Raw genomic sequence first — 19,520 nt, forward strand, 5'->3', positions numbered from 1 at the left:
GTCCTTCAGCACAGGCACAGACGGTCAGCCGAACAAAAAGCCGCTCTTGCGAGCGGCCTTTTCTGCGGACATTCGACTCAGTTTCAGGCGGTCAGCTTGCGTTTGAGAATCTCGTTTACCGTTGCAGGATCCGCCTTGCCCTTGGCTGCCTTCATGCACTGGCCCACCAGCGCATTGAACGCCTTCTCCTTGCCCGACTTGAATTCGCCCACCATCCCGGCATTGGCATCCAGCACGGCATCAATCATGGCTTCAATGGCGCCTGTATCGGTTTCCTGCTTCAGACCCAGCTCTTCGATCAGCTGGTCTGCAGACTTGTCCGACTCCCACATGGCGCGCAGCACATCCTTGCCACCCTTCTGGTTGATCGTCTTGTCGGCAATCCGCCTGAGGATGCTAGCCAGACCATCAGGACGCACCGGACAATCGGCAATGGTCTTCTCCTCGCGATTCAGCTGCGCGGAAATATCGCCCATCAGCCAGTTACTAGCGAGCTTGGGCTCGACGCCTGCAGCCACCACCGCTTCGAAGTAAGCGGCCATTTCGCGGCTGGCGGTCAGCGCAACAGCGTCGTATTGCGGCAGACCATACTGGCTTGCAAAGCGCGCTTGCATGGCTTCCGGCAGTTCCGGCAGTTCGGCGCGCACTGCATCGATTTCGGCTTCCGAAATCACCAGCGGCGGCAGATCCGGATCGGGGAAGTAGCGATAATCGTGTGCATCTTCCTTGCTGCGCATCATACGTGTTTCGCCGGTATCCGGATCAAACAGTACGGTGGCCTGCACGATTTCGTGCCCATCTTCGATCTGTTCGATCTGCCACTGTGTTTCGAATTTGATCGCCTGTTCCATGAACTTGAAGCTGTTCAAGTTCTTGATTTCACGGCGGGTGCCGAACTTTTCCTGACCCTTCGGACGCACAGATACGTTCACATCGCAACGGAACGAACCTTCCTGCATATTGCCGTCGCAGATACCGATCCAGGTCACGATATTGTGCAGCGCCTTGGCATAAGCCACGGCTTCAGCTGCGGAACGCATTTCCGGTTCGGACACGATTTCCAGCAACGGTGTACCCGCGCGGTTCAAATCGATGCCGCTTACGCCCTGAAAGCCTTCGTGAACCGACTTGCCTGCATCTTCTTCCAGATGGGCGCGGGTCAGGTTGATCTTCTTTTCTTCATCGCCCACGCGGATGGTCACGGCGCCGCCCTCGACAATCGGCAGCTCAAACTGACTGATCTGATAGCCCTTGGGCAGATCGGGGTAGAAATAATTCTTGCGGGCAAACACCGATTTACGGTTGATATTCGCACCAATGGCCAGGCCAAAACGGATGGCCTTCTCGACCGCCGCTTTATTCATCACCGGCAACACACCCGGCAGCGCCAGATCCACGGCGCAGGCCTGCGTATTCGGCGCCTGACCAAAATCAGTGGAGGCGCCGGAAAAAATCTTCGAATGCGTGGATAGCTGGGTATGCACTTCCAGCCCGATCACAACTTCCCATTGCATGGTTACTTTTCCTTCCATGTCTCGGCCTGCCACCACATCCATCACGTACATGACAGGCTCGAATGATTCTATTGTCGCCCTTAAAGCGCCGGTGCCTTGGTATGCCAGTCCGTCACCTGCTGGAACTGATGCGCCAGATTCAGCAACTTCGCTTCGGCAAAATGCGTCCCGATCAGCTGCATGCCAATCGGACGGCCATTGCTGGCAAAGCCCACCGGATGCGACAGCCCCGGCAGACCGGCCAGATTCACACCCAGCGTGTAGACGTCTTCCAGATAGGCTGCGACCGGATCAGCGTTCTTGCTGCCGAGATTCCAGGCGACTGTCGGGGCGGCCGGTGCGGCGATGACATCGCACTGGGTAAAGCCCTTGAGGAAATCCTCGGTCAAGAGGCGGCGCACCTTCTGAGCCTTCAGGTAATAAGCATCGTAGTAACCGTGGCTCAACACGTAGGCGCCCGTCAGAATCCGGCGCTTCACTTCCGGGCCAAAGCCTTCGGCGCGACTCTTCTCGTACATGTCGTTCAGATCGCGGTATTCAGCAGCGCGATGACCGTAGCGCACACCATCAAAGCGGCTCAGATTGCTCGATGCTTCCGCAGGTGCAATCACGTAGTAGGCCGGAATGGCCAGCTCGGTGCGCGGCAGGCTGATTTCCACAATTTCCGCGCCCAGCTTTTTGTATTCAGCCAGCGCCGCTTCCACCGCAGCAGCCACTTCGCGATCGAGACCAGCACCAAAGTATTCCTTCGGCAACCCGATGCGTACGCCTGCCAGCGATTTGCCCAGATCACGGGTGTAATCCTCGGACTCCCGCACCAGACTGGTGGCATCGCGCACATCATGGCCTGCCATCACATTCAGCATCAGCGCACAGTCTTCTGCGGTCTGGGCAATCGGGCCGCCCTGATCCAGACTGGATGCAAACGCCACCATGCCATAGCGGCTGACCACGCCGTACGTCGGCTTGATACCGGTCACGCCACAGAAGGCGGCAGGCTGACGAATCGAGCCGCCGGTATCGGTTGCGGTTGCAGCGGGCGCCAGACGTGCTGCCACGGCCGCAGCCGAACCACCCGAGCTGCCGCCCGGTACAGCGTTCAGATCCCACGGATTTTTCACCGCACCAAACGCCGAATTCTCGTTGGCGGAACCCATGGCGAATTCGTCCATATTGGTGCGGCCCAGGGTCACCAGACCAGCAGCCTTGGCCTTGGTGACGACATGCGCATCGTAGGGCGACACAAAATTCGCCAGCATCTTCGAGCCACAGGTGGTCTTCCAGCCTTCGGCACAGAAAATGTCCTTGTGCGCAATCGGCGCGCCGAGCAGCAAACCAGTCTCACCGGCGGCACGACGGGCATCGGCTGCACGCGCTTCGTTCAGGGTGAGATCACGGTCCACGGTGATAAAGGCATTCAGCGCGCCATTGTGCGCCGTGATGCGGTCGAGATAATCGGTGGCCAGTTCGACGGCCGAGACCTTGCCGTCAGCCAGCAGAGTCGAAATCTGTTTAAGAGTATGAGTGGTCATGTTTTCGCTCAAACGTAAGCCATTCCGCGCTCGACATGGTCGATCAGCGCGTGAATCACCTTGATATGAATTTCCTGAGTGCGATCTGCGTAGCCAAAGTGCGGCACGGTGACATCCACGTCCGCCTTGCCTTTCAGCTTGCCGCCATCCTTGCCAAGCAGCAGCACAACACGCATACCCTTGGCTCGTGCTGCTTCCACAGCACGGATGACATTGGCGGAATTACCGCTCGTAGTAATGCCGACCAGCACATCGCCGGGCTGGCCGAAGGCTTCTACGGCACGGCTGAACACATGGTCGAAGCCGTAATCATTGCCGACGCAGCTGAGGTGCGAGGGATCGGAAATCGCCATGGCCGGCAGCGCCGGACGGTTGTCGCGATAGCGGCCGGTCAGTTCTTCGGCAAAATGCATGGCATCGCAATGCGAACCGCCATTGCCGCAGGCCAGCACTTTCTTGCCGGACTTGAACGCCTCGACCAGGACATCACCCGCCGCCGTCACCGACGCGAGAAAGGCCTCATCATTGCGCACGCGATCAAGCAGTGCAGCGGCCTCATCCAGATGGGCACGCAATGCCGCGCTCATTCAATCACCTTCGGCACCAGGAACAGGCCGTTTTCCACCTGTGGCGCCACAGCCTGGTAGGCTTCGCGGCGATTGGTTTCGCTCACCACGTCTTCGCGAAGACGCAGGGATACATCGCTGGCATGCGCCATCGGTTCGACGCCATCCGTATTCACGGCTTGCAATTGTTCAATCAGGCCAAGAATGCCATTCAGCTGCTGGCCGGTCGTGGCTACTTCTTCGTCGCTCAGGGCAATGCGAGCCAGGCGCGCAATGCGGCGAACGTCCGCTTCGTTCAGGGACATGAACACACCTCGTCAGGAGCGCAAAAAATGACTGGTTTGCGCTTTAATCTTGTCATCGGCTTAGGGTAACATATTGGGTTTGATCGTCCCAAGCCTGTCGATGTAGTTGGCTTACCCCAACTTGCCTGCAAGTCGTTGAAAATCAACACTTGAGGGCACTGCATGAAATTTGCAGGCACACCGCCAGATAACTGACTCGTGAGACAGTTGGGCATCAAATGGAATTTGTGGCAACGTGTCCATTCGGGATACGTTGCAGGAATGTGGCACTAATGTGCCCAACAACACTGACGAACAGGTTAGCTCATTATGTTTGGATCTCTCAGCGGCTATTTCTCCAACGATCTGGCCATCGACCTTGGTACAGCCAATACGCTGATATATGTGCACGGCAAGGGTATCGTGCTGGATGAGCCGTCTGTCGTGGCCATTCAGCAAGAAGGTGGCCCGAATGCCAAGAAAACGATTCTGGCTGTCGGCGCCGAAGCCAAGAAGATGCTGGGCCGTACACCGGGCTCCATCACCGCCATCCGCCCGATGAAGGACGGTGTGATCGCCGACTTCACCATCACCGAACAGATGCTGAAGCAGTTTATCAAGAAGGTGAACCCAAGCCGCCTGCTCTCCCCCAGCCCGCGCATCGTGATTTGCGTACCGTGCGGCTCGACTCAGGTGGAACGTCGCGCCATCAAGGAATCGGCACTGGGCGCAGGCGCGCGCAAGGTCGAACTGATTGAAGAACCCATGGCCGCCGCCATCGGCGCCGGCCTGCCGGTTGAAGAAGCCACCGGCTCCATGGTGGTCGATATCGGTGGTGGCACGACCGAAGTGGGCGTAATTTCACTGGGCGGCATCGTGTACGCCTCCAGCGTGCGCGTGGGTGGTGACAAGTTCGACGAAGCCATCATCAATTACATCCGTCGCAACTACGGCATGCTGATTGGTGAAACCACCGCCGAAGAAATCAAGAAGCGCATCGGCTCGGCCTTCCCGGGTGCTGAAGTGCGTGAGATGGAAGTGAAGGGTCGCAATCTGGCCGAAGGTATTCCGCGCGCCTTCACCATTTCCTCGAACGAAATTCTCGAAGCCCTGACCGAGCCGCTGAACCAGATTGTCTCTGCCGTGAAGCAGGCACTGGAACAAACCCCGCCGGAACTGGGTGCCGACATTGCCGAAAAGGGCATGGTGCTGACCGGTGGTGGCGCGCTGCTGCGCGACCTCGACCGTCTGCTGATGGAAGAAACCGGTCTGCCGGTGATCGTGGCCGATGATCCGCTGACCTGCGTGGTACGTGGCTCCGGCCGTGCGCTGGAAAAAATGGACAAGGTTGGTACCATTTTTACCAACGACTAAGCGGGCATCTTGAATCGTGAACGGCTGCACGGTGAGCACTCACCCTGCAGCCCGTTTCACTTTTCACATTTCACCTTTCACACTGTCCCGACACCATGCAATCCACCAATCAACCGGCATTCTTCAAGCAAGGCCCCAAGCCGCTGCACCGGTTCATGCTGTACGCCACCCTAAGCATCGTGCTTGTGGTCGTCGATCACCGGATGAATCTGATGTCGCCGGTGCGCAAGGTCGTGTCTGTCGCCCTGTATCCACTGCAATGGCTGGCTACCGCGCCCGTTGCAGGCGCACGCCAAGCTGCTGACTTCTTAAGCATGCAAGCAGTGCTGCTTAAAGAAAACCATCGCTTGCAGCAGGAAAAACTACAGGTCAATGCGCAACTCTTGCGCATGGATGCACTGGAGGTCGAAAACCGGCAATTGCGTGCGCTGCTTGCTGTCCCACGTGCGCAGAATGGCAAGGGAATTCTGACCGAGGTGCTCTATTACGCGCGCGACCCATCTACTGCCAAGCTGATCGTAGACAGGGGTTCGAGTGATGGCATTGCGCCGGGCATGCCCGTCATCGATGTACAAGGTATCGCAGGTCAAGTCGTGCGCGTGCAACCGCTTACGTCTGAAGTGGAACTTGTGACAGACAACAATCATGCGGTGCCTATTCAGGTATTGCGTAGCGGCGTACGAGCAATCATCTACGGCAGAGGGCGACTGAAACCGCTGGAGGTGCAGTATATGCCCGCCAATGCAGACTTCCAGGTCGGCGATACCCTGGTCACCTCCGGCATTGATGGTATCTACCCGGCCGGCTTGCCGGTAGCGAAAGTTGCCAGTGTCGATCGGAGCTCCGACTTTGCGCGCATTACCTGCTCGCCGATCGCTGGTGTAGATCAGGGCCGCTTTTTGCTGGTACTGGACGAACACCGGAAATTACCAGAAAAGCCGGTGGTTGAAATCGAAGAGCCCAAGCCCGGCAAGAAACGCAAACGCGGGGGAGAAGAGTGATGTCGTCCTCACGTGAACTGCTCAAGCCCGTGAGCCTTGGTTACATCCTGTTTACCACGCTGCTGGCACTCTTATTCGCACTGATTCCCTGGAATCCCGTCATTCGCAGTGTGTTGCCGGACTGTGTCTTGTGGATACTGCTTTACTGGGGGTTACACCAGCCACGCCATGTCGGGCTGGGTTTTGCCTTTTTTCTTGGTATCGTACTCGATATTGGTGATGCCAATATATTTGGTCAACATGCACTGGCTTACTGCACCGCGCTCTTCCTATGTCTGGAGCGTCGACGGCAGATTCTGGTGTTTCCGTCATGGCAGCAATCTGTCTATATCGCGCCACTCATGCTGTTGAGTCAGGCGGTGATGTGGGCCATTCGCATGGCGACCGGCAGTCCCAATCCAGGAGGGGCCTATTTTATCGGCCCGATTTTTGCAGCTGGATTATGGCCTTTCCTGTGTCATTTTGTCCGCTGGCCACAACGCAAAGAAAAGCCCGCAGAATTATGAGCAGAATGGAACTGCGCAACGATCAACGAGAGCGCAATCACTTCCACTGGCGTCTGGTGACCGCACTGGGTATTGTGCTGCTGGCCATGTGCGTCCTGTTAGGGCGCTTTTTCTATCTGCAGGTCATCCAGCACGAGCTCTATCAGACCAGAGCCGAAGATAATCGCATCAAGCCCATGCCTATTCCGCCTTCGCGCGGCATCATTACCGATCGCAATGGGGTCGAACTCGCACGGAATTATTCGGCCTATACGCTGGAAATTACCCCATCCAAGGTCAGTAATCTGGATAAGGCCATCGATGATCTGGCCAGCGTGGTCGAGATCACGCCGAAGGATCGCCGACGCTTCAAAAAGCTGCTTGATGAAAGCAAGAACTTTGAATCTCTGCCAATCAAGAATCGTCTGACAGATGAGGAAGTAGCAAAGTTTGCTGCGCAAAGCTTTCGTTTTCCCGGCATTGAAGTCAAGGCGCGCCTCTTCCGTCAATACCCAGGAGGGGAGTCAGCCTCGCATCTGATCGGCTACATTGGACGCATCAACGATGCCGACAAAAAGCGCATCGATGAAGATGAGACACTCAAAGACAATTACAAAGGCACCGACCATATCGGCAAGTTCGGGATCGAATTGCAGTACGAAGAAGCACTGCATGGTAAAACCGGCTTTGAAATGGTCGAAGTGGATGTAGGCAATCGCGCAGTACGCAGTTTGCGGAAAGTTAAAGCAGTCAGTGGCAATAAGCTCGTACTGACAATTGACGCGAAATTGCAGCAGCTGGCCGAAGCCGCATTTGGTGATCATCGTGGCGCGCTGGTAGCGATCGATCCGAGCAATGGCGACGTACTGGCACTGGTATCACGTCCGGGCTTCGACCCCAATCTATTCGTCGACGGTATCGACCCGATCAGCTGGCGTGAACTGAATGACTCCGCAGATCGTCCGCTGAATAATCGCGCGATTCAAGGTACATATGCACCGGGTTCCACCTTCAAACCCTTTATGGCGCTGGCTGCACTGGAAACCGGAAAGCGTACGGCGCAATTTGGATTTAACGATCCCGGCTTCTTCGTGTTCGCCAATCATACCTGGCGCGATGACAAGAAGGGCGGTCACGGCTGGGTCGACATGAAGACCTCGATCGTCCACTCATGCGATACCTATTATTACCAGCTAGCCATGGACATGGGCATCGATAACATTGCCCGCTTTATGGCGCCATTTGGCTTTGGCCAGAAGTCCGGCGTCGATTTGCCCGGCGAAAAGAAAGGCGTGCTGCCTTCACCGGAATGGAAAGCCAAGGCCTTCCGTGATCCACGCCAGAAAAAATGGTTTGGCGGCGACACCCCGAATATCGGGATTGGTCAGGGTTTCAACACGTACACCCCAATTCAGCTGGCGCAAGCCATGGCTATCTTGTCCAATAACGGCCTGATTTTCCGCCCGCATCTGGTCAAATACATCGAAGACGCGGCCTCGGGCAAGCGCAACTACGTTGCACCGCAGCCTGTTGGCAAAATTGAACTCAAGCAGAGCAACGTCGACTTCATTAAAGACTCCATGGTGGGCGTGAATGTTGCGGGTACGGGCGCGCGTGCGTTTGCGAATGCAGGCTATGTCTCGGGCGGGAAAACGGGTACGGCGCAGGTGTTCAGCTTGAAAGGTGAAAAGTACAACGCCTCCAAGGTGGCCGCTCACTTGAAAGATAATGCCTGGTTCATTGCTTTTGCGCCTGCAGACAAACCCAAGATTGCGCTGGCTTTGATTGTGGAAAACGTGGGCTTTGGTGCCGAATTTGCCGCGCCGATTGCCCGGCGAGTGCTTGATTACTGGATGCTGGGCAAGCTGCCTGCTGAACCAGCCCCCATTGAGACACCGGCCAACCCTTACGATGCTTCCGATCCTGACACGGCCACCCCGCATCCGGAGCAGGACCAATGATCCAATACCTCTGGCAAAAGCTGACCCATCCACTGGATAAGTGGCTGATGCTATTTCTCGGTCTGATCTTTTCGGTCAGTCTGATGACCTTGTATTCCGCCTCTGGCGGCGATTTGGACAAAGTATTCGGGAAACTGGCGTCCATGGCTGTGGCGTTCACTGCAATGTGGCTCGCCGCGCACCTCAAGCCCAACCAGCTGATGCGAATTGCCCTGCCCCTCTATATCCTGGGATTTATCTTACTGCTAGGCGTGGCGATCAAAGGGGATACGGTGAATGGCGCCAAGCGCTGGCTCAATATCGGCATTACACGCATTCAACCCTCGGAACTGATGAAGATCGCAGTGCCGATGACGCTTGCGTGGTTTTTCCAACGCTTCGAATCACACCTGAATTGGCGACACTTTCTCGCAGCCGCCCTCATGATTGGGGCACCCGCCGGGCTGGTGGTAAAGCAACCTGATCTGGGGACTGGCATCCTGATTTCTGCTGCCGGTTTCTATGTGCTGTTCCTGGCAGGACTCTCATGGCGGGTTATTTTGCCGCTCATTCTAGCGGGCGTGATTGGTGGCTGGTTTGTGTCCGATGAGGGGCGTTGTACCAAAGTCTTCCGACAGTTTCAGTGCGATCGTGTCCAGATTCTGATCGACCCGGAAATCGATCCCCTAGGCAAGGGCTTCCACACCATTCAGGGCACCACAGCCGTGGGGTCTGGCGGGATCATCGGAAAGGGCTGGCAAAAGGGTACGCAATCACAACTGGGCTTTATTCCCGAACGCACCACTGACTTCATCTTCGCGGTATACAGCGAGGAGTTCGGTTTACTAGGCGGTCTTCTGCTGATTGTGCTGTACGTGTGCGTGATCGGTCGCGGCATGGTAATCGCGGCCAAGGCATCCACGCTTTTCGGACGATTGCTGGCGGGTGCCATCACGATGTCCTTCTTCACCTATGCCTTCGTCAATATGGGTATGGTGTCGGGCATTCTGCCTGTTGTGGGCGTGCCACTTCCCTTGATTTCATACGGTGGCACAGCCATGCTGGCTATTATGATCGGCATGGGCATCCTGATGAGCATTCAGGGTGATCGCAAGCTCATGAAGCGTTAATTCGCCCACAAAAAGCCAAAATGAGGGAACCGCCATGCGTGGATTGCGCAGCCTGTCACTGTGTTCGACTCTGGTGCTTGCCGCTTGCGCAACCAGTCATTACACCCCACCAGTCACAGTTGCTCCTATAGCGCCGGACCCAAGCGCTCCGGCACAGATCGCAGGAAAGCCTGCTGTCCCGCCAGCCAAGCCGGGGCAATCGCTTAAATCGGGTAAGGGATACTACAAGGATGACGGCCCGATTGCCGACGTGCCCTTTGATCTGGATAGTCTGGAAGAACCCACGCCGCGACTGGAAGTATTGAACCGGTTTGCCAACAAGCCGTACACCGTGCTCGGCCAGACCTTTACCCCGATGACCGACATCAAGCCCTTTACGCAGCGCGGCGTGGCCAGTTGGTACGGGCGGAAATTCCATGGTCAGCGCACCTCAAGCGGCGAGCCCTACGATATGTTTCAGCTCACCGCAGCCCATCCCACCTTGCCGATTCCCAGCTATGCGCGCGTCACCAATCTGCAGAGTGGCAAGTCAGTGGTGGTGCGGGTAAATGATCGCGGCCCTTTCCTGAAAGACCGCGTCATGGACTTATCCTATGCGGCTGCCTATCGGCTGGGATATCACGCAATCGGTAGCGCAGCCGTGCAGGTTGATCTGCTGATGGCGGATGGCAGGGAAACACCCGCACCTGTGCTATTGGCCTCAGCTGACCCACTGATGAAGGTACTCAAGCAGGATATCGCTCAGGATCAGGCGCCGCCACCCGCTATTCCTGCGGCTATTACCAGCGCAATCGGCCCAGATACCGTCTGGCTGCAGCTCGGTGCATTTTCTACTCAAGCTGCGGCAGACACCTTCAAAGCACGCGTCCAGAGTGATCTCGATTGGTTGAATGCCCCGGTCAGCGTTGTTCAGGGCGATAAGGTCTGGCGGGTGCGACTGGGACCGTATGACAACCGTGACAGTGCCAAAGGCATCATTACGCAGATTGCGGCAAGGAGCGGTTTGAAGCCGGTGATAGTCAGGTGAGCCAACAAAAAAACGCACCCGAAGGTGCGTTTTTTACTTTCACAGGCCCGCATCAACGCTTAAACCGCGCCTCAGCCACACGATCAGCCACTACAGCGGTGGACACCTGTTCAGCATCAGCGCGAGCAAAGACTTCAGCCAGCGTATCGCCAATGCGGCGGACATGGCCGTCGATTTCGTCTTCCGGCTTCTGGAAGTATTCGTAACACACCTTGATGATGCCACCGGCGTTGATCACGAAGTCTGGTGCGTACAGGATGCCCTTGTTTCGCAATGCATCGCCAATATCCGGAGTAGCCAGCTGGTTATTGGCGGCACCGGCCACAATCTTGGCCTTCAGTCGCGACAGGGTGTCGGTGTTCAGCGTGGCGCCCAGTGCACACGGTGCATAGATATCGCACTGTACGTCATAAATACGATCCGGATCGACAATTTCGGCGCCCAGTTCGGTACGTGCGCGTTCCAGCGCAGCCGTATCGATATCGCTAACGATCAGCTTCGCACCGGCTTCTTTGAGGCGGCGAGCATAGTCGTAACCCACGTGGCCCAGACCTTGCAGCGCCACGATCAGGCCTTCCATGGAGTCACGCTTGAGGTGGTGGCGAACAGCCGCCTGCGCACCAACAAAACAGCCCAGCGCAGTGTAGGGAGACGGATCGCCATTGTCGCCCAGACCAGCCACATAGCGGGTCTTGCCGGCGACGTAGGCCATATCGACCGGACTGGTGCCCACATCTTCAGCGGTCACATAGCGGCCAGCCAGACGATCCAGCGCCTCACCCAGTGCTTCGAAGAGTGCCGGCGTCTTGTCGGTTTTCGGATTGCCGATGATCACGCTCTTGCCGCCGCCAATGGGCAGACCGGCAACGGCGTTCTTGTAAGTCATGCCGCGCGAGAGGCGCAGTACGTCAGTCACGGCCGCCTGTTCGCTGGCGTAAGACCACATGCGGCAGCCGCCCATGGCCGGGCCGAGGTTGGTATTGTGGACCGCGATGATGGCTTTCAGGCCACTTTTGGCTTCACTGACGAATACGACTTGCTCATGGTCGTCGAAATTCGGCTCGGAAAAAACGAATGTGCTCATACTGTCTCCATACAGCGGCGATACGGGTGATCCCCCCGCTTTCACCATGCTGCAACTTCCTGTTTGTGTTTGGTTTTCGGTAGAAAACCCCTCGCCGGCAAGGGTAATGCCGGCGGCGCGTAATGGTAGCGCGGATTATCTGATTCGTCTTGGTGGAAAGACGAATGTACAGACGCTGCGCATTTTGTTACACCTTGCTCATTGACTGGCTACGCGGCAGGCCGCACGATACGGCGCGCAATATATATTGTCGAGGATTTTTGCATGTACATGAAACGTCAGATTGTTATCTTGATTGCAGCTGCACTCGCTTACCCTGCCTGCGCGGCGGATGAGGCACCTGCCGATGCCAGCAAGCCGGCGGCGCCTGCGAACATTGCGGCAGCGATCACACTGCCTGCAGCCAATGCCAAAAAGTCGTTTCATGAACTCACCAAGGGTGCGACACGCAAGGATGGCCTGATTCCTGTCTGGATCAAAGAAGAAAAGGTCTACCTAGAGCTTACCCCGGACATGATCGGCAAACCTTTCCTGTTCACAGTGAATCGGGTGCAGGGGATTGGTGAAGGCGGTATTTACGGTGGGGAAATGGGCACTTCCAATGTGGCGTCATTCCGCAAAACCGGCGACCGCATCCAGCTGATCGCTCACAACCTTGCCTACACTGCTCAGGCCAATACACCGGAAGCGGTCGAAGTAAAGGAAGGCTTTTCCGACAGTCTGCTCAGTGCGGCAACCGTTGTTAGCCTGCCCCATCCCGATAGCAAATCTATCCTGATCGAAGCCCCCGCTCTGTTATTCACCGACCTGGGCATGGGCGTCATCGAGCTCGAACATGTCTATCGCCAGACCTACGCTTTCGATCCGCGACAAAGCACCATTCTGCGGACACGTGCCGATAACGGCCTCACTGCCGTTGAAGTACAGGCAAACTACACGCTTCCCAAGATTGCGCAGCCCAATCCGCTTGCTACCGGCCGTACACAGCAGCCTACTTTGCCTAAAACGGTGCGCGATCCCCGCAACCTATTCATGACATGGATGTACAGCTTTGCCAGCTTGCCGGATGCGGCACCAGTACGCCTGGCCGATGATCGCGTGGGCTTCTTTACTACCACCCGCTGGGATTTCAGCGATGATCGAAAAGTATTTCCCCGTGTCCATTATCTGAACCGCTGGCGCATCGAAAAGGCTGATCCGGACGCGCCCGTCTCGGATGCAAAGTCACCCGTCGTGTATTGGCTGGACAAGAATATCCCCGAGCGCTATCGCGACGCGGTTGAGTCCGGCGTATTAGCGTGGAACAAGGCATTCGAAAAGATTGGCATTCGCAACGCGCTAGTGGTGAAGCAACAGCCTGCCGATGCCGACTTTGATAACTCGGAAGCACGCCGGGCCTCCATTCGCTGGTATCTCGGTACTGATGTGGGTGCTGCGGTCGGCCCGTCCAAAACTGACCCCCGCACAGGCGAAATTCTCTCCGCCAATATCGTCATGAGTGAAGTCTTCACGCGAAGCGCTCATCGCCTGTATCGCGACCAGCAACAGGATGGTGTGATCAAGCACGGGGACGATGCCTGCGAATATGCCGCACTGGCGGCTGCCGAACAAGATTTCGCGTTTGATGTGTTAGCCGCACGTGAAGACATTGACCCGGACAGCCCTGAGGCGCTGGCCTTCGTGAAAAAGCGCATCAAGGATGTGATCATGCACGAAGTAGGTCACACTCTGGGACTGCGCCACAACTTCAAGGCATCCACTGCCTATACCTTCGCGCAACTGAGTGATCCAGCCTTTACCGCCACCCACGGCATTTCGGCCTCGGTCATGGATTACGTGCCTGCCAATCTGGCACTCAAGGGTGAAAAGCAGGCTGATTACTATCAGAATGACCTCGGTCCATACGATTACTGGGCAATCGCCTACGGCTATACACCGTTCAAGGCAGACGCAGAGAAAGACGGACTAGCTAAAATTGCCGCACGCTCCACAGAGCCCTTGCTTGCCTTCGCGAGCGATGAAGAAGCTGGTGGCGGCGATAATGGCAGTGACCCGGCAGCCAACCGCTTTGATCTCTCTGCAGATCCGCTTGCCTACTACGAACGACGCATCAAGCTGACTCACGAGCTATGGGAACGCCTGATTAAGCGTAAGCTGAAAGACGGTGAAAGCTATGCCGATCTTCGCCGCAGCTTCGAAAGTGGCCTGAGCAATATTCGCACCGTAGGCGAACTCAGCACTAAATATGTGGGCGGGATTACGCACGTGCGTGATCACGCAGGCTCAGGCCGCATGCCACTCACCGCAGTCGCCGCCGATCAGCAGCGTCGCGCGCTTAAGTTGATTGCACGCGAGATCTTGAGCACGGACAGCTTCACCCTGCCGCCCGACTTCATGCGCAAGCTGACACCAGACCTGCTTGAAATGCGGGGCGATTTCCATATCAGCCTGCCAGAAAAAGTATTGTCACTTCAGGATCGTGTGCTGAATGGGCTATATAACCGCAAGGTGGCAGAAAACATGCTCGATTACGAGCATCTGGCCGACAGAGGCAGCCATCCGCTCAAACTGTCCGAAGTATATGACACCCTGCAAGCTGCAATCTGGCAGGAAGTTCGCCAGAACAAGCCTAGCAGCACGATGCGCCGAAATCTGCAGCGAGAGCACCTGAAGCTGCTGATTGCCAATTTAACGCTGCCAATTGGTCTTCCCGCCGATGCACGCTCGCTGCTGCGTGACAATGCACGCACGTTGTCGCAATGGCTGGCTTCCGCTAGTCAGGCCGGTGGACTGGACAAGGAAAGCCGTGCGCATTATTTAGATGCCCGCGCATCGATCGATGAAGCACTGAAGGCCAGCTATAGCAGAGTAGGCGTGTAGGTGATACGTGTACATGCACAAAAGTAAAAGGGGCCGGCGGCCCCTTTTTATTGAACGATCTCGTCGCGTATGATCAGATAGCAGCCAGCATTTGCTTCAGCTCGCCATTCTGATACATCTCGCCCATGATGTCCGAACCGCCCACAAACTCGCCCTTCACGTAGAGCTGAGGAATGGTCGGCCAATTTGCGTAGTCTTTAATGCCCTGGCGCACTTCCGGATCGGTCAGCACGTTCACAGCAAAAAATTCGACATCGCAGGCTTTGAGAATACTCACAGCCTTGGCGGAAAAACCGCACTGCGGAAAGGTTGGAGTGCCCTTCATGTAGAGCACCACCGAGTTTTCGCTGACGGTTTGATGGATGCGGGCCTGAACGTCCATGACACACTCCTGACGCTTGCGTAAATAGTTGATCAAAAAACTCAACAATTCTACGCGCCATTCAAGGTGTCAGCAAGCCATTCCGCCCCGCCTCCGCTAGCCCGCGTTCGCGGCCGTTGCCGCCTCGCCACCCCGCCTGAATTCGCGAACCACATGTGCCTGGCGGCGGCTGACAGCAAGCCGCTCGGGGATGCCCTCGAGCATCGCCAGCCAGTGCCCTTCCATTTCGTCCTGACCGCGTTCGAAGCCAAGCAAGCCTGCTCTGGACACCAGACAATTGCGATGAATTCGCAGAAAACGCTCACCAAATTCGGCTTCAAGCGCTGTCAGCGACTCCTCTAGCAAATGCTCGCTATCACGAGTACGCAGCGTCACGTATTTGAGTTCGGCTTTGAGATACATGACCGATTCGACCGCAATAAGCCGCACTTTGCCCCGTTCGGTCACGCTGAAATAGCGGCGCGCCCGGCGCTCTATCTTGGCCAGCGTATCCGGTTTAGGCGGGCTCATACTGCGCGCCCGAAGCAGCGCCGCTTCCAGCCTTTCCTTGCGGATCGGCTTGAGCAGGTAATCGATGGCATTCACCTCGAATGCCTGCACCGCAAACTGGTCGTATGCCGTACAGAAGATGACGCCAGGTCGGTGGTGCAGGCGCATGGCATGACGCGCCAGCTCCAGTCCACTCATCTCCGGCATCTGGATATCGGTCAGGATGAGATCTGCCGGATGAAGCACCAATTGCTCAAGCGCTTGTACACCATTCGTCGCCGTCCCCACAATGTGAAAGGGAACAGTCGACGCACAGTCTGACAGCAGGTCTTGCAACCGGGCCAATGCAGGCGGTTCGTCATCTACCAAAAACAGTCTAAGCGAGTCTGTCATCGCGGATCCTCTTAGCCACGCGATATGGCAACATCAGGTGAACTTGATAATAGTCGACGCCAACCGAAGTTTTCAGATTTGCTTCAGCGTCGAAATGCAAGAACAACCTTTCCCGAATATTCGCCATTGCCATCTTGTTGCCTGCGTGATGCTGTCCGCCGTCCTTGAAATACGGGTTACGGATATCCAGATGAACTTCGTCCCTGACAAGGTACACATTCACCGTCACACACCCAGGCTGGATGGAAGGCTCAATACCATGGTAGACGGCATTTTCCAGAAGTGGCTGCAAAATGAGGGGCGGTATCATGGCATCGGCAGGCATCTTGTCGATGTGCCACTCGATCATCAGACGGTCACCCAGACGTAATTTTTCCAGCCCCATGTACTGCTGAGCCAATTCAACCTCGCGCGACAAAAGGACAAGTTCCCGATTCTCGGCCATGAAAACCCTGAATAAATCGGATAGATCTTCCAGTGCACGCTCCGCCTGTCGGGGCTGACTGCGGATCAGACTCAATACCGCATTGATCGCATTAAATAGAAAGTGCGGACGGATGCGTGCCTGAAGCGCTTGCAGCCTCGCTTCCGCCAGCAATGGCGACATGGCGCGCCCCCGCAAGCGAAAATATCGCAACATGATCATCGCGGATAGTGTCGACCACGCAATCGCGCAAAAATATCCTTTTATATCAATCTGATAGACATCCCTTCCAATCATGCAAATCATCAGTGTGACGAGCATTACCATCAAAATGGTCGCCACCACACCCTGACGATAAGCCAGGCGCAGCAAAGCATCGCGAACGAGCGCCAGCAGGCCAAGAGAGAACAGGAGAACGGGCTCAAAGAGGCCTGCAAGCAGCATAAATCGCTGCAAGGCCGCCTCGGTTGACACCGCGCCAATCAAGCATCCAAGCGCAAACAGGGCGTTCATTGCCAAAATCGACCGCAGGACTACACCCAGATTACGAAAATCCGGCAACACGTCGGGTAATGCCTGCGGCAAAGGCTGATTCATATAGACCTTTCATCCTCTTCATTCGTGTCGCAAGTTTCCGACAAGCGGTCATAAAGCATCCATGCAACTCAATAAATATATAAAATACATTTACTGATTTATCGAGTCGCAACAATCAGGCTTTTCGCCATGATTGGAAAATAAAATCAATCATTTGCAAGGAAGCAACATGTCCCTCGCCGTCCTGCGATCACGGGCTTTACATGGCGTCCACGCACCAGAGGTGGTAGTGGAAGCCCATTTGGCCAACGGTTTGCCTTCCTTCACCGTGGTCGGACTACCCGATGCAGGCGTGCGCGAAGCTCGTGATCGCGTACGTGCCGCCATTCAAACCAGCGGCTTCGATTTCCCCACCCGCCGAATTACAGTCAACCTTGCGCCTGCCGATTTACCCAAGGAATCCGGCCGCTATGATCTCGCCATCGCGCTGGGGATTCTGGCTGCATCCGGACAAATTCCTGTCGAAGCACTCGAGGGCTGGGAATTCGCCGGCGAGCTCGCCCTCACCGGAGAACTCCGCCCCATCCGTGGCGCGCTGGCCATGGCCATTTACGCTCAACGGGCAGGTCGCGGCTTTATCCTGCCACACACCAGTGCCCGCGAAGCGGCCTTGCTGCCGGATGCCCGCATCTACTCGGCGGCAAACCTCACTGATGTAGTCAGCCATTTGTGCGGCGACCAGCCATTGAATAGACTGCAGTCCTCGTCCATGCACGGACGCGGCAATCATCCAGACATGGCCGATGTCAAAGGCCAGCGAGAAGCCCGCCGCGCCCTCGAAATTGCGGCAGCGGGCGGTCATTCCATTTTGCTGGTCGGCCCGCCCGGTACGGGCAAATCCATGCTCGCGGCGCGTCTGGCCGGCATTCTACCGCCTCTCGATCAGCAAGAGGCGCTGGAGAGCGCCGCCATCCTGTCATTGGGCAGTCAGGGATTCAAACCTGATGCATTTGGGATACGCAGTTTCCGGCAACCCCATCACACTGCATCTGCTGCTGCGCTTGTGGGCGGCGGCTCGGAACCGCGCCCCGGAGAAATATCGCTCGCGCACAACGGTGTGCTTTTCCTGGACGAACTACCTGAGTTTGACCGGAAAGTGCTTGAAGTACTGCGGGAACCACTGGAAACCCGGCGTATCACCATTTCCCGCGCAGCACGTCAGGCGGAATTTCCCGCTGCCTTCCAGCTGGTAGCAGCCATGAACCCATGCCCATGCGGTTATGTCGGTCAGTCATCAGGTCGCTGCCGTTGCACACCGGATCAGGTCGCTCGCTATAAAGGCAAGCTTTCTGGTCCATTACTCGACCGAATAGATCTGATCGTCACCGTGCCCACTGTCCCTACAACCGAGCTTGCCAGTGCCCCGGCTGGTGAAGCCAGTGCTGTTGTAGCAGACCGCGTGCTGCATGCCAGAACACGGCAGTTGCAGCGCCAGCAAGAGGTCAATGCCCGCTTGGGTACACTCGCACTGGACAAGCACTGTGCACTGGATACGGGCGCACGTCAGTTACTGAATCAGGTGACCGTCAAACTGGATCTATCCGCGCGCGCCTACCACCGCATCTTACGTGTAGCGCGCACGATTGCAGATCTAGCCGGAAGCGAGTCAATTGGATCGCCACACTTGGCAGAGGCTGTTCAATACCGGCGGACGCTGTAGCCTGCGGATGCACATCAAAACGTCACCGGCTGCACTACGGGATGTAGCAGTATTTCGTCCACCCGGACATGTCCGGGTACGGATAAGGCATAGGCTACGGCACTGACCACATCGTCTGGCTGCAGATGTAACTGCCGTGATGGATCGCCAGGTAAGCCACCATTGAAATGGGTATCCACCATGCCCGGGCGGATTTCTGTGACATGCAGACCGTAGGCCTGTCCTTCATAAGCCAACGACTGACAGATCGCGCGCTGCGCATATTTGCTGGCGGTATACAGCGCGCCACCTGCAAAAGTACGGGCGCTCACATCACTGGTCACGACCACAAGTCGGCTGTGTAAACCTGCCTCGTGTCGAGAACGAAAATGCGGTGCCATTGCCTGAGCGCAATGAATCAGACCTAGCACGTTGGTATCCATCACGTTGCGATATTGTGCATCGCTAATGGTTTCGATTTCCCCGAAACAGCCAATTCCGGCATTGCTGATAAACGCATCAACTTGCATCTGTGCCGCCCGCGAACAAAACGCACGGGTAGATTCAGCATCCTGTACATCCAGCGCTTGAAACGTCACGCCAGTCAGGGATTGCGCCGGTACATGGCGGGCGCCGGCCAGTACGGTCGCACCGGATTTACCCAGATATGCAGCCAGTGCCAGCCCGATGCCGGTGCTTGCCCCCGTGACTGCGATGACTCGACCTTGAAAACTCATGTCCACCCTCATATCCATCCACTCATTTAGCTGTTGTTGCCG

General features: G+C 56.4%; 17 protein-coding genes. 8 read left to right on the plus strand and 9 right to left on the minus strand.

Annotated elements, in window-relative coordinates:
• Positions 1-83: 83 nt before the first annotated feature.
• From gatB to gatC, 4 genes are all read right to left on the minus strand, one after another.
• The gene (gene gatB, locus KSF73_02985; GenBank protein MBV1774676.1) at positions 84-1,514 is read right to left on the minus strand and encodes an Asp-tRNA(Asn)/Glu-tRNA(Gln) amidotransferase subunit GatB; all 1,431 of its coding nucleotides are present in this window, start codon (positions 1,512-1,514) and stop codon (positions 84-86) included.
• An 80-nt stretch (positions 1,515-1,594) separates the two neighbouring features.
• The gene (gatA, locus tag KSF73_02990; GenBank protein MBV1774677.1) at positions 1,595-3,046 is read right to left on the minus strand and encodes an Asp-tRNA(Asn)/Glu-tRNA(Gln) amidotransferase subunit GatA; all 1,452 of its coding nucleotides are present in this window, start codon (positions 3,044-3,046) and stop codon (positions 1,595-1,597) included.
• Positions 3,047-3,054: 8 nt separating this feature from the next.
• Positions 3,055-3,633 (minus strand): D-sedoheptulose 7-phosphate isomerase, encoded by a 579-nt coding sequence (gene lpcA, locus KSF73_02995; protein ID MBV1774678.1) that lies wholly within the window; start codon positions 3,631-3,633, stop codon positions 3,055-3,057.
• Positions 3,630-3,917 (minus strand): Asp-tRNA(Asn)/Glu-tRNA(Gln) amidotransferase subunit GatC, encoded by a 288-nt coding sequence (gene gatC, locus KSF73_03000; protein MBV1774679.1) that lies wholly within the window; start codon positions 3,915-3,917, stop codon positions 3,630-3,632. The genes lpcA and gatC overlap by 4 nt, the downstream gene beginning before the upstream one ends.
• A gap of 309 nt (positions 3,918-4,226) precedes the next feature.
• Here gatC and KSF73_03005 point away from each other — a divergent pair, with 309 nt between their 5' ends.
• From KSF73_03005 to KSF73_03030, 6 genes are all read left to right on the plus strand, one after another.
• A complete protein-coding gene (locus tag KSF73_03005; protein ID MBV1774680.1) occupies positions 4,227-5,270 on the plus strand; it encodes a rod shape-determining protein in 1,044 nt (347 codons plus the stop codon).
• Between the two features lie 95 nt (positions 5,271-5,365).
• The gene (gene mreC, locus KSF73_03010; protein ID MBV1774681.1) at positions 5,366-6,271 is read left to right on the plus strand and encodes a rod shape-determining protein MreC; all 906 of its coding nucleotides are present in this window, start codon (positions 5,366-5,368) and stop codon (positions 6,269-6,271) included.
• A complete protein-coding gene (gene mreD, locus KSF73_03015; GenBank protein ID MBV1774682.1) occupies positions 6,271-6,777 on the plus strand; it encodes a rod shape-determining protein MreD in 507 nt (168 codons plus the stop codon). The genes mreC and mreD overlap by 1 nt, the downstream gene beginning before the upstream one ends.
• Positions 6,778-6,782: 5 nt before the next feature.
• Entirely contained in the window at positions 6,783-8,717 is a 1,935-nt protein-coding gene (gene mrdA / locus KSF73_03020; protein ID MBV1774683.1) for a penicillin-binding protein 2, read from the plus strand.
• Positions 8,714-9,826, plus strand: coding sequence for a rod shape-determining protein RodA (gene rodA / locus KSF73_03025; GenBank protein ID MBV1774684.1), 1,113 nt, complete (start codon positions 8,714-8,716; stop codon positions 9,824-9,826). Before mrdA ends, rodA begins: the two co-directional genes overlap by 4 nt.
• 34 nt (positions 9,827-9,860) lie before the next feature.
• Complete coding sequence (locus KSF73_03030; GenBank protein MBV1774685.1) at positions 9,861-10,853, plus strand: septal ring lytic transglycosylase RlpA family protein; 993 nt, start codon at positions 9,861-9,863, stop codon at positions 10,851-10,853.
• A 52-nt stretch (positions 10,854-10,905) separates the two neighbouring features.
• Here KSF73_03030 and KSF73_03035 read toward each other — a convergent pair whose 3' ends face one another.
• Entirely contained in the window at positions 10,906-11,937 is a 1,032-nt protein-coding gene (locus KSF73_03035; GenBank protein ID MBV1774686.1) for an amino acid dehydrogenase, read from the minus strand.
• A 264-nt stretch (positions 11,938-12,201) separates the two neighbouring features.
• Between KSF73_03035 and KSF73_03040 the strand changes: the two genes are divergently transcribed.
• On the plus strand, positions 12,202-14,817 hold the full coding sequence (locus tag KSF73_03040) for a zinc-dependent metalloprotease (protein ID MBV1774687.1): 2,616 nt from the start codon (positions 12,202-12,204) through the stop codon (positions 14,815-14,817).
• Between the two features lie 73 nt (positions 14,818-14,890).
• Here KSF73_03040 and grxD read toward each other — a convergent pair whose 3' ends face one another.
• From grxD to KSF73_03055, 3 genes are all read right to left on the minus strand, one after another.
• Entirely contained in the window at positions 14,891-15,199 is a 309-nt protein-coding gene (grxD, locus tag KSF73_03045; protein MBV1774688.1) for a Grx4 family monothiol glutaredoxin, read from the minus strand.
• 96 nt (positions 15,200-15,295) lie between these two features.
• Positions 15,296-16,081 (minus strand): LytTR family DNA-binding domain-containing protein, encoded by a 786-nt coding sequence (locus tag KSF73_03050; GenBank protein MBV1774689.1) that lies wholly within the window; start codon positions 16,079-16,081, stop codon positions 15,296-15,298.
• Positions 16,065-17,102, minus strand: a complete 1,038-nt coding sequence (locus tag KSF73_03055; GenBank protein MBV1774690.1) for a histidine kinase — start codon at positions 17,100-17,102, stop codon at positions 16,065-16,067. The genes KSF73_03050 and KSF73_03055 overlap by 17 nt, the downstream gene beginning before the upstream one ends.
• Before the next feature lie 169 nt (positions 17,103-17,271).
• On the opposite strand from KSF73_03055, the gene KSF73_03060 reads away from it, so the two are divergent.
• On the plus strand, positions 17,272-18,762 hold the full coding sequence (locus tag KSF73_03060) for a YifB family Mg chelatase-like AAA ATPase (protein ID MBV1774691.1): 1,491 nt from the start codon (positions 17,272-17,274) through the stop codon (positions 18,760-18,762).
• 14 nt (positions 18,763-18,776) lie between these two features.
• Here the strand turns inward: KSF73_03060 and KSF73_03065 are convergent, their stop codons facing one another.
• Entirely contained in the window at positions 18,777-19,478 is a 702-nt protein-coding gene (locus KSF73_03065) for an SDR family NAD(P)-dependent oxidoreductase (GenBank protein ID MBV1774692.1), read from the minus strand.
• Positions 19,479-19,520: the final 42 nt, after the last annotated feature.

It is taken from the genome of Burkholderiaceae bacterium DAT-1 (genome assembly GCA_019084025.1).
In the GTDB taxonomy this organism is placed as follows: Bacteria; Pseudomonadota; Gammaproteobacteria; order Burkholderiales; family Chitinimonadaceae; genus DAT-1.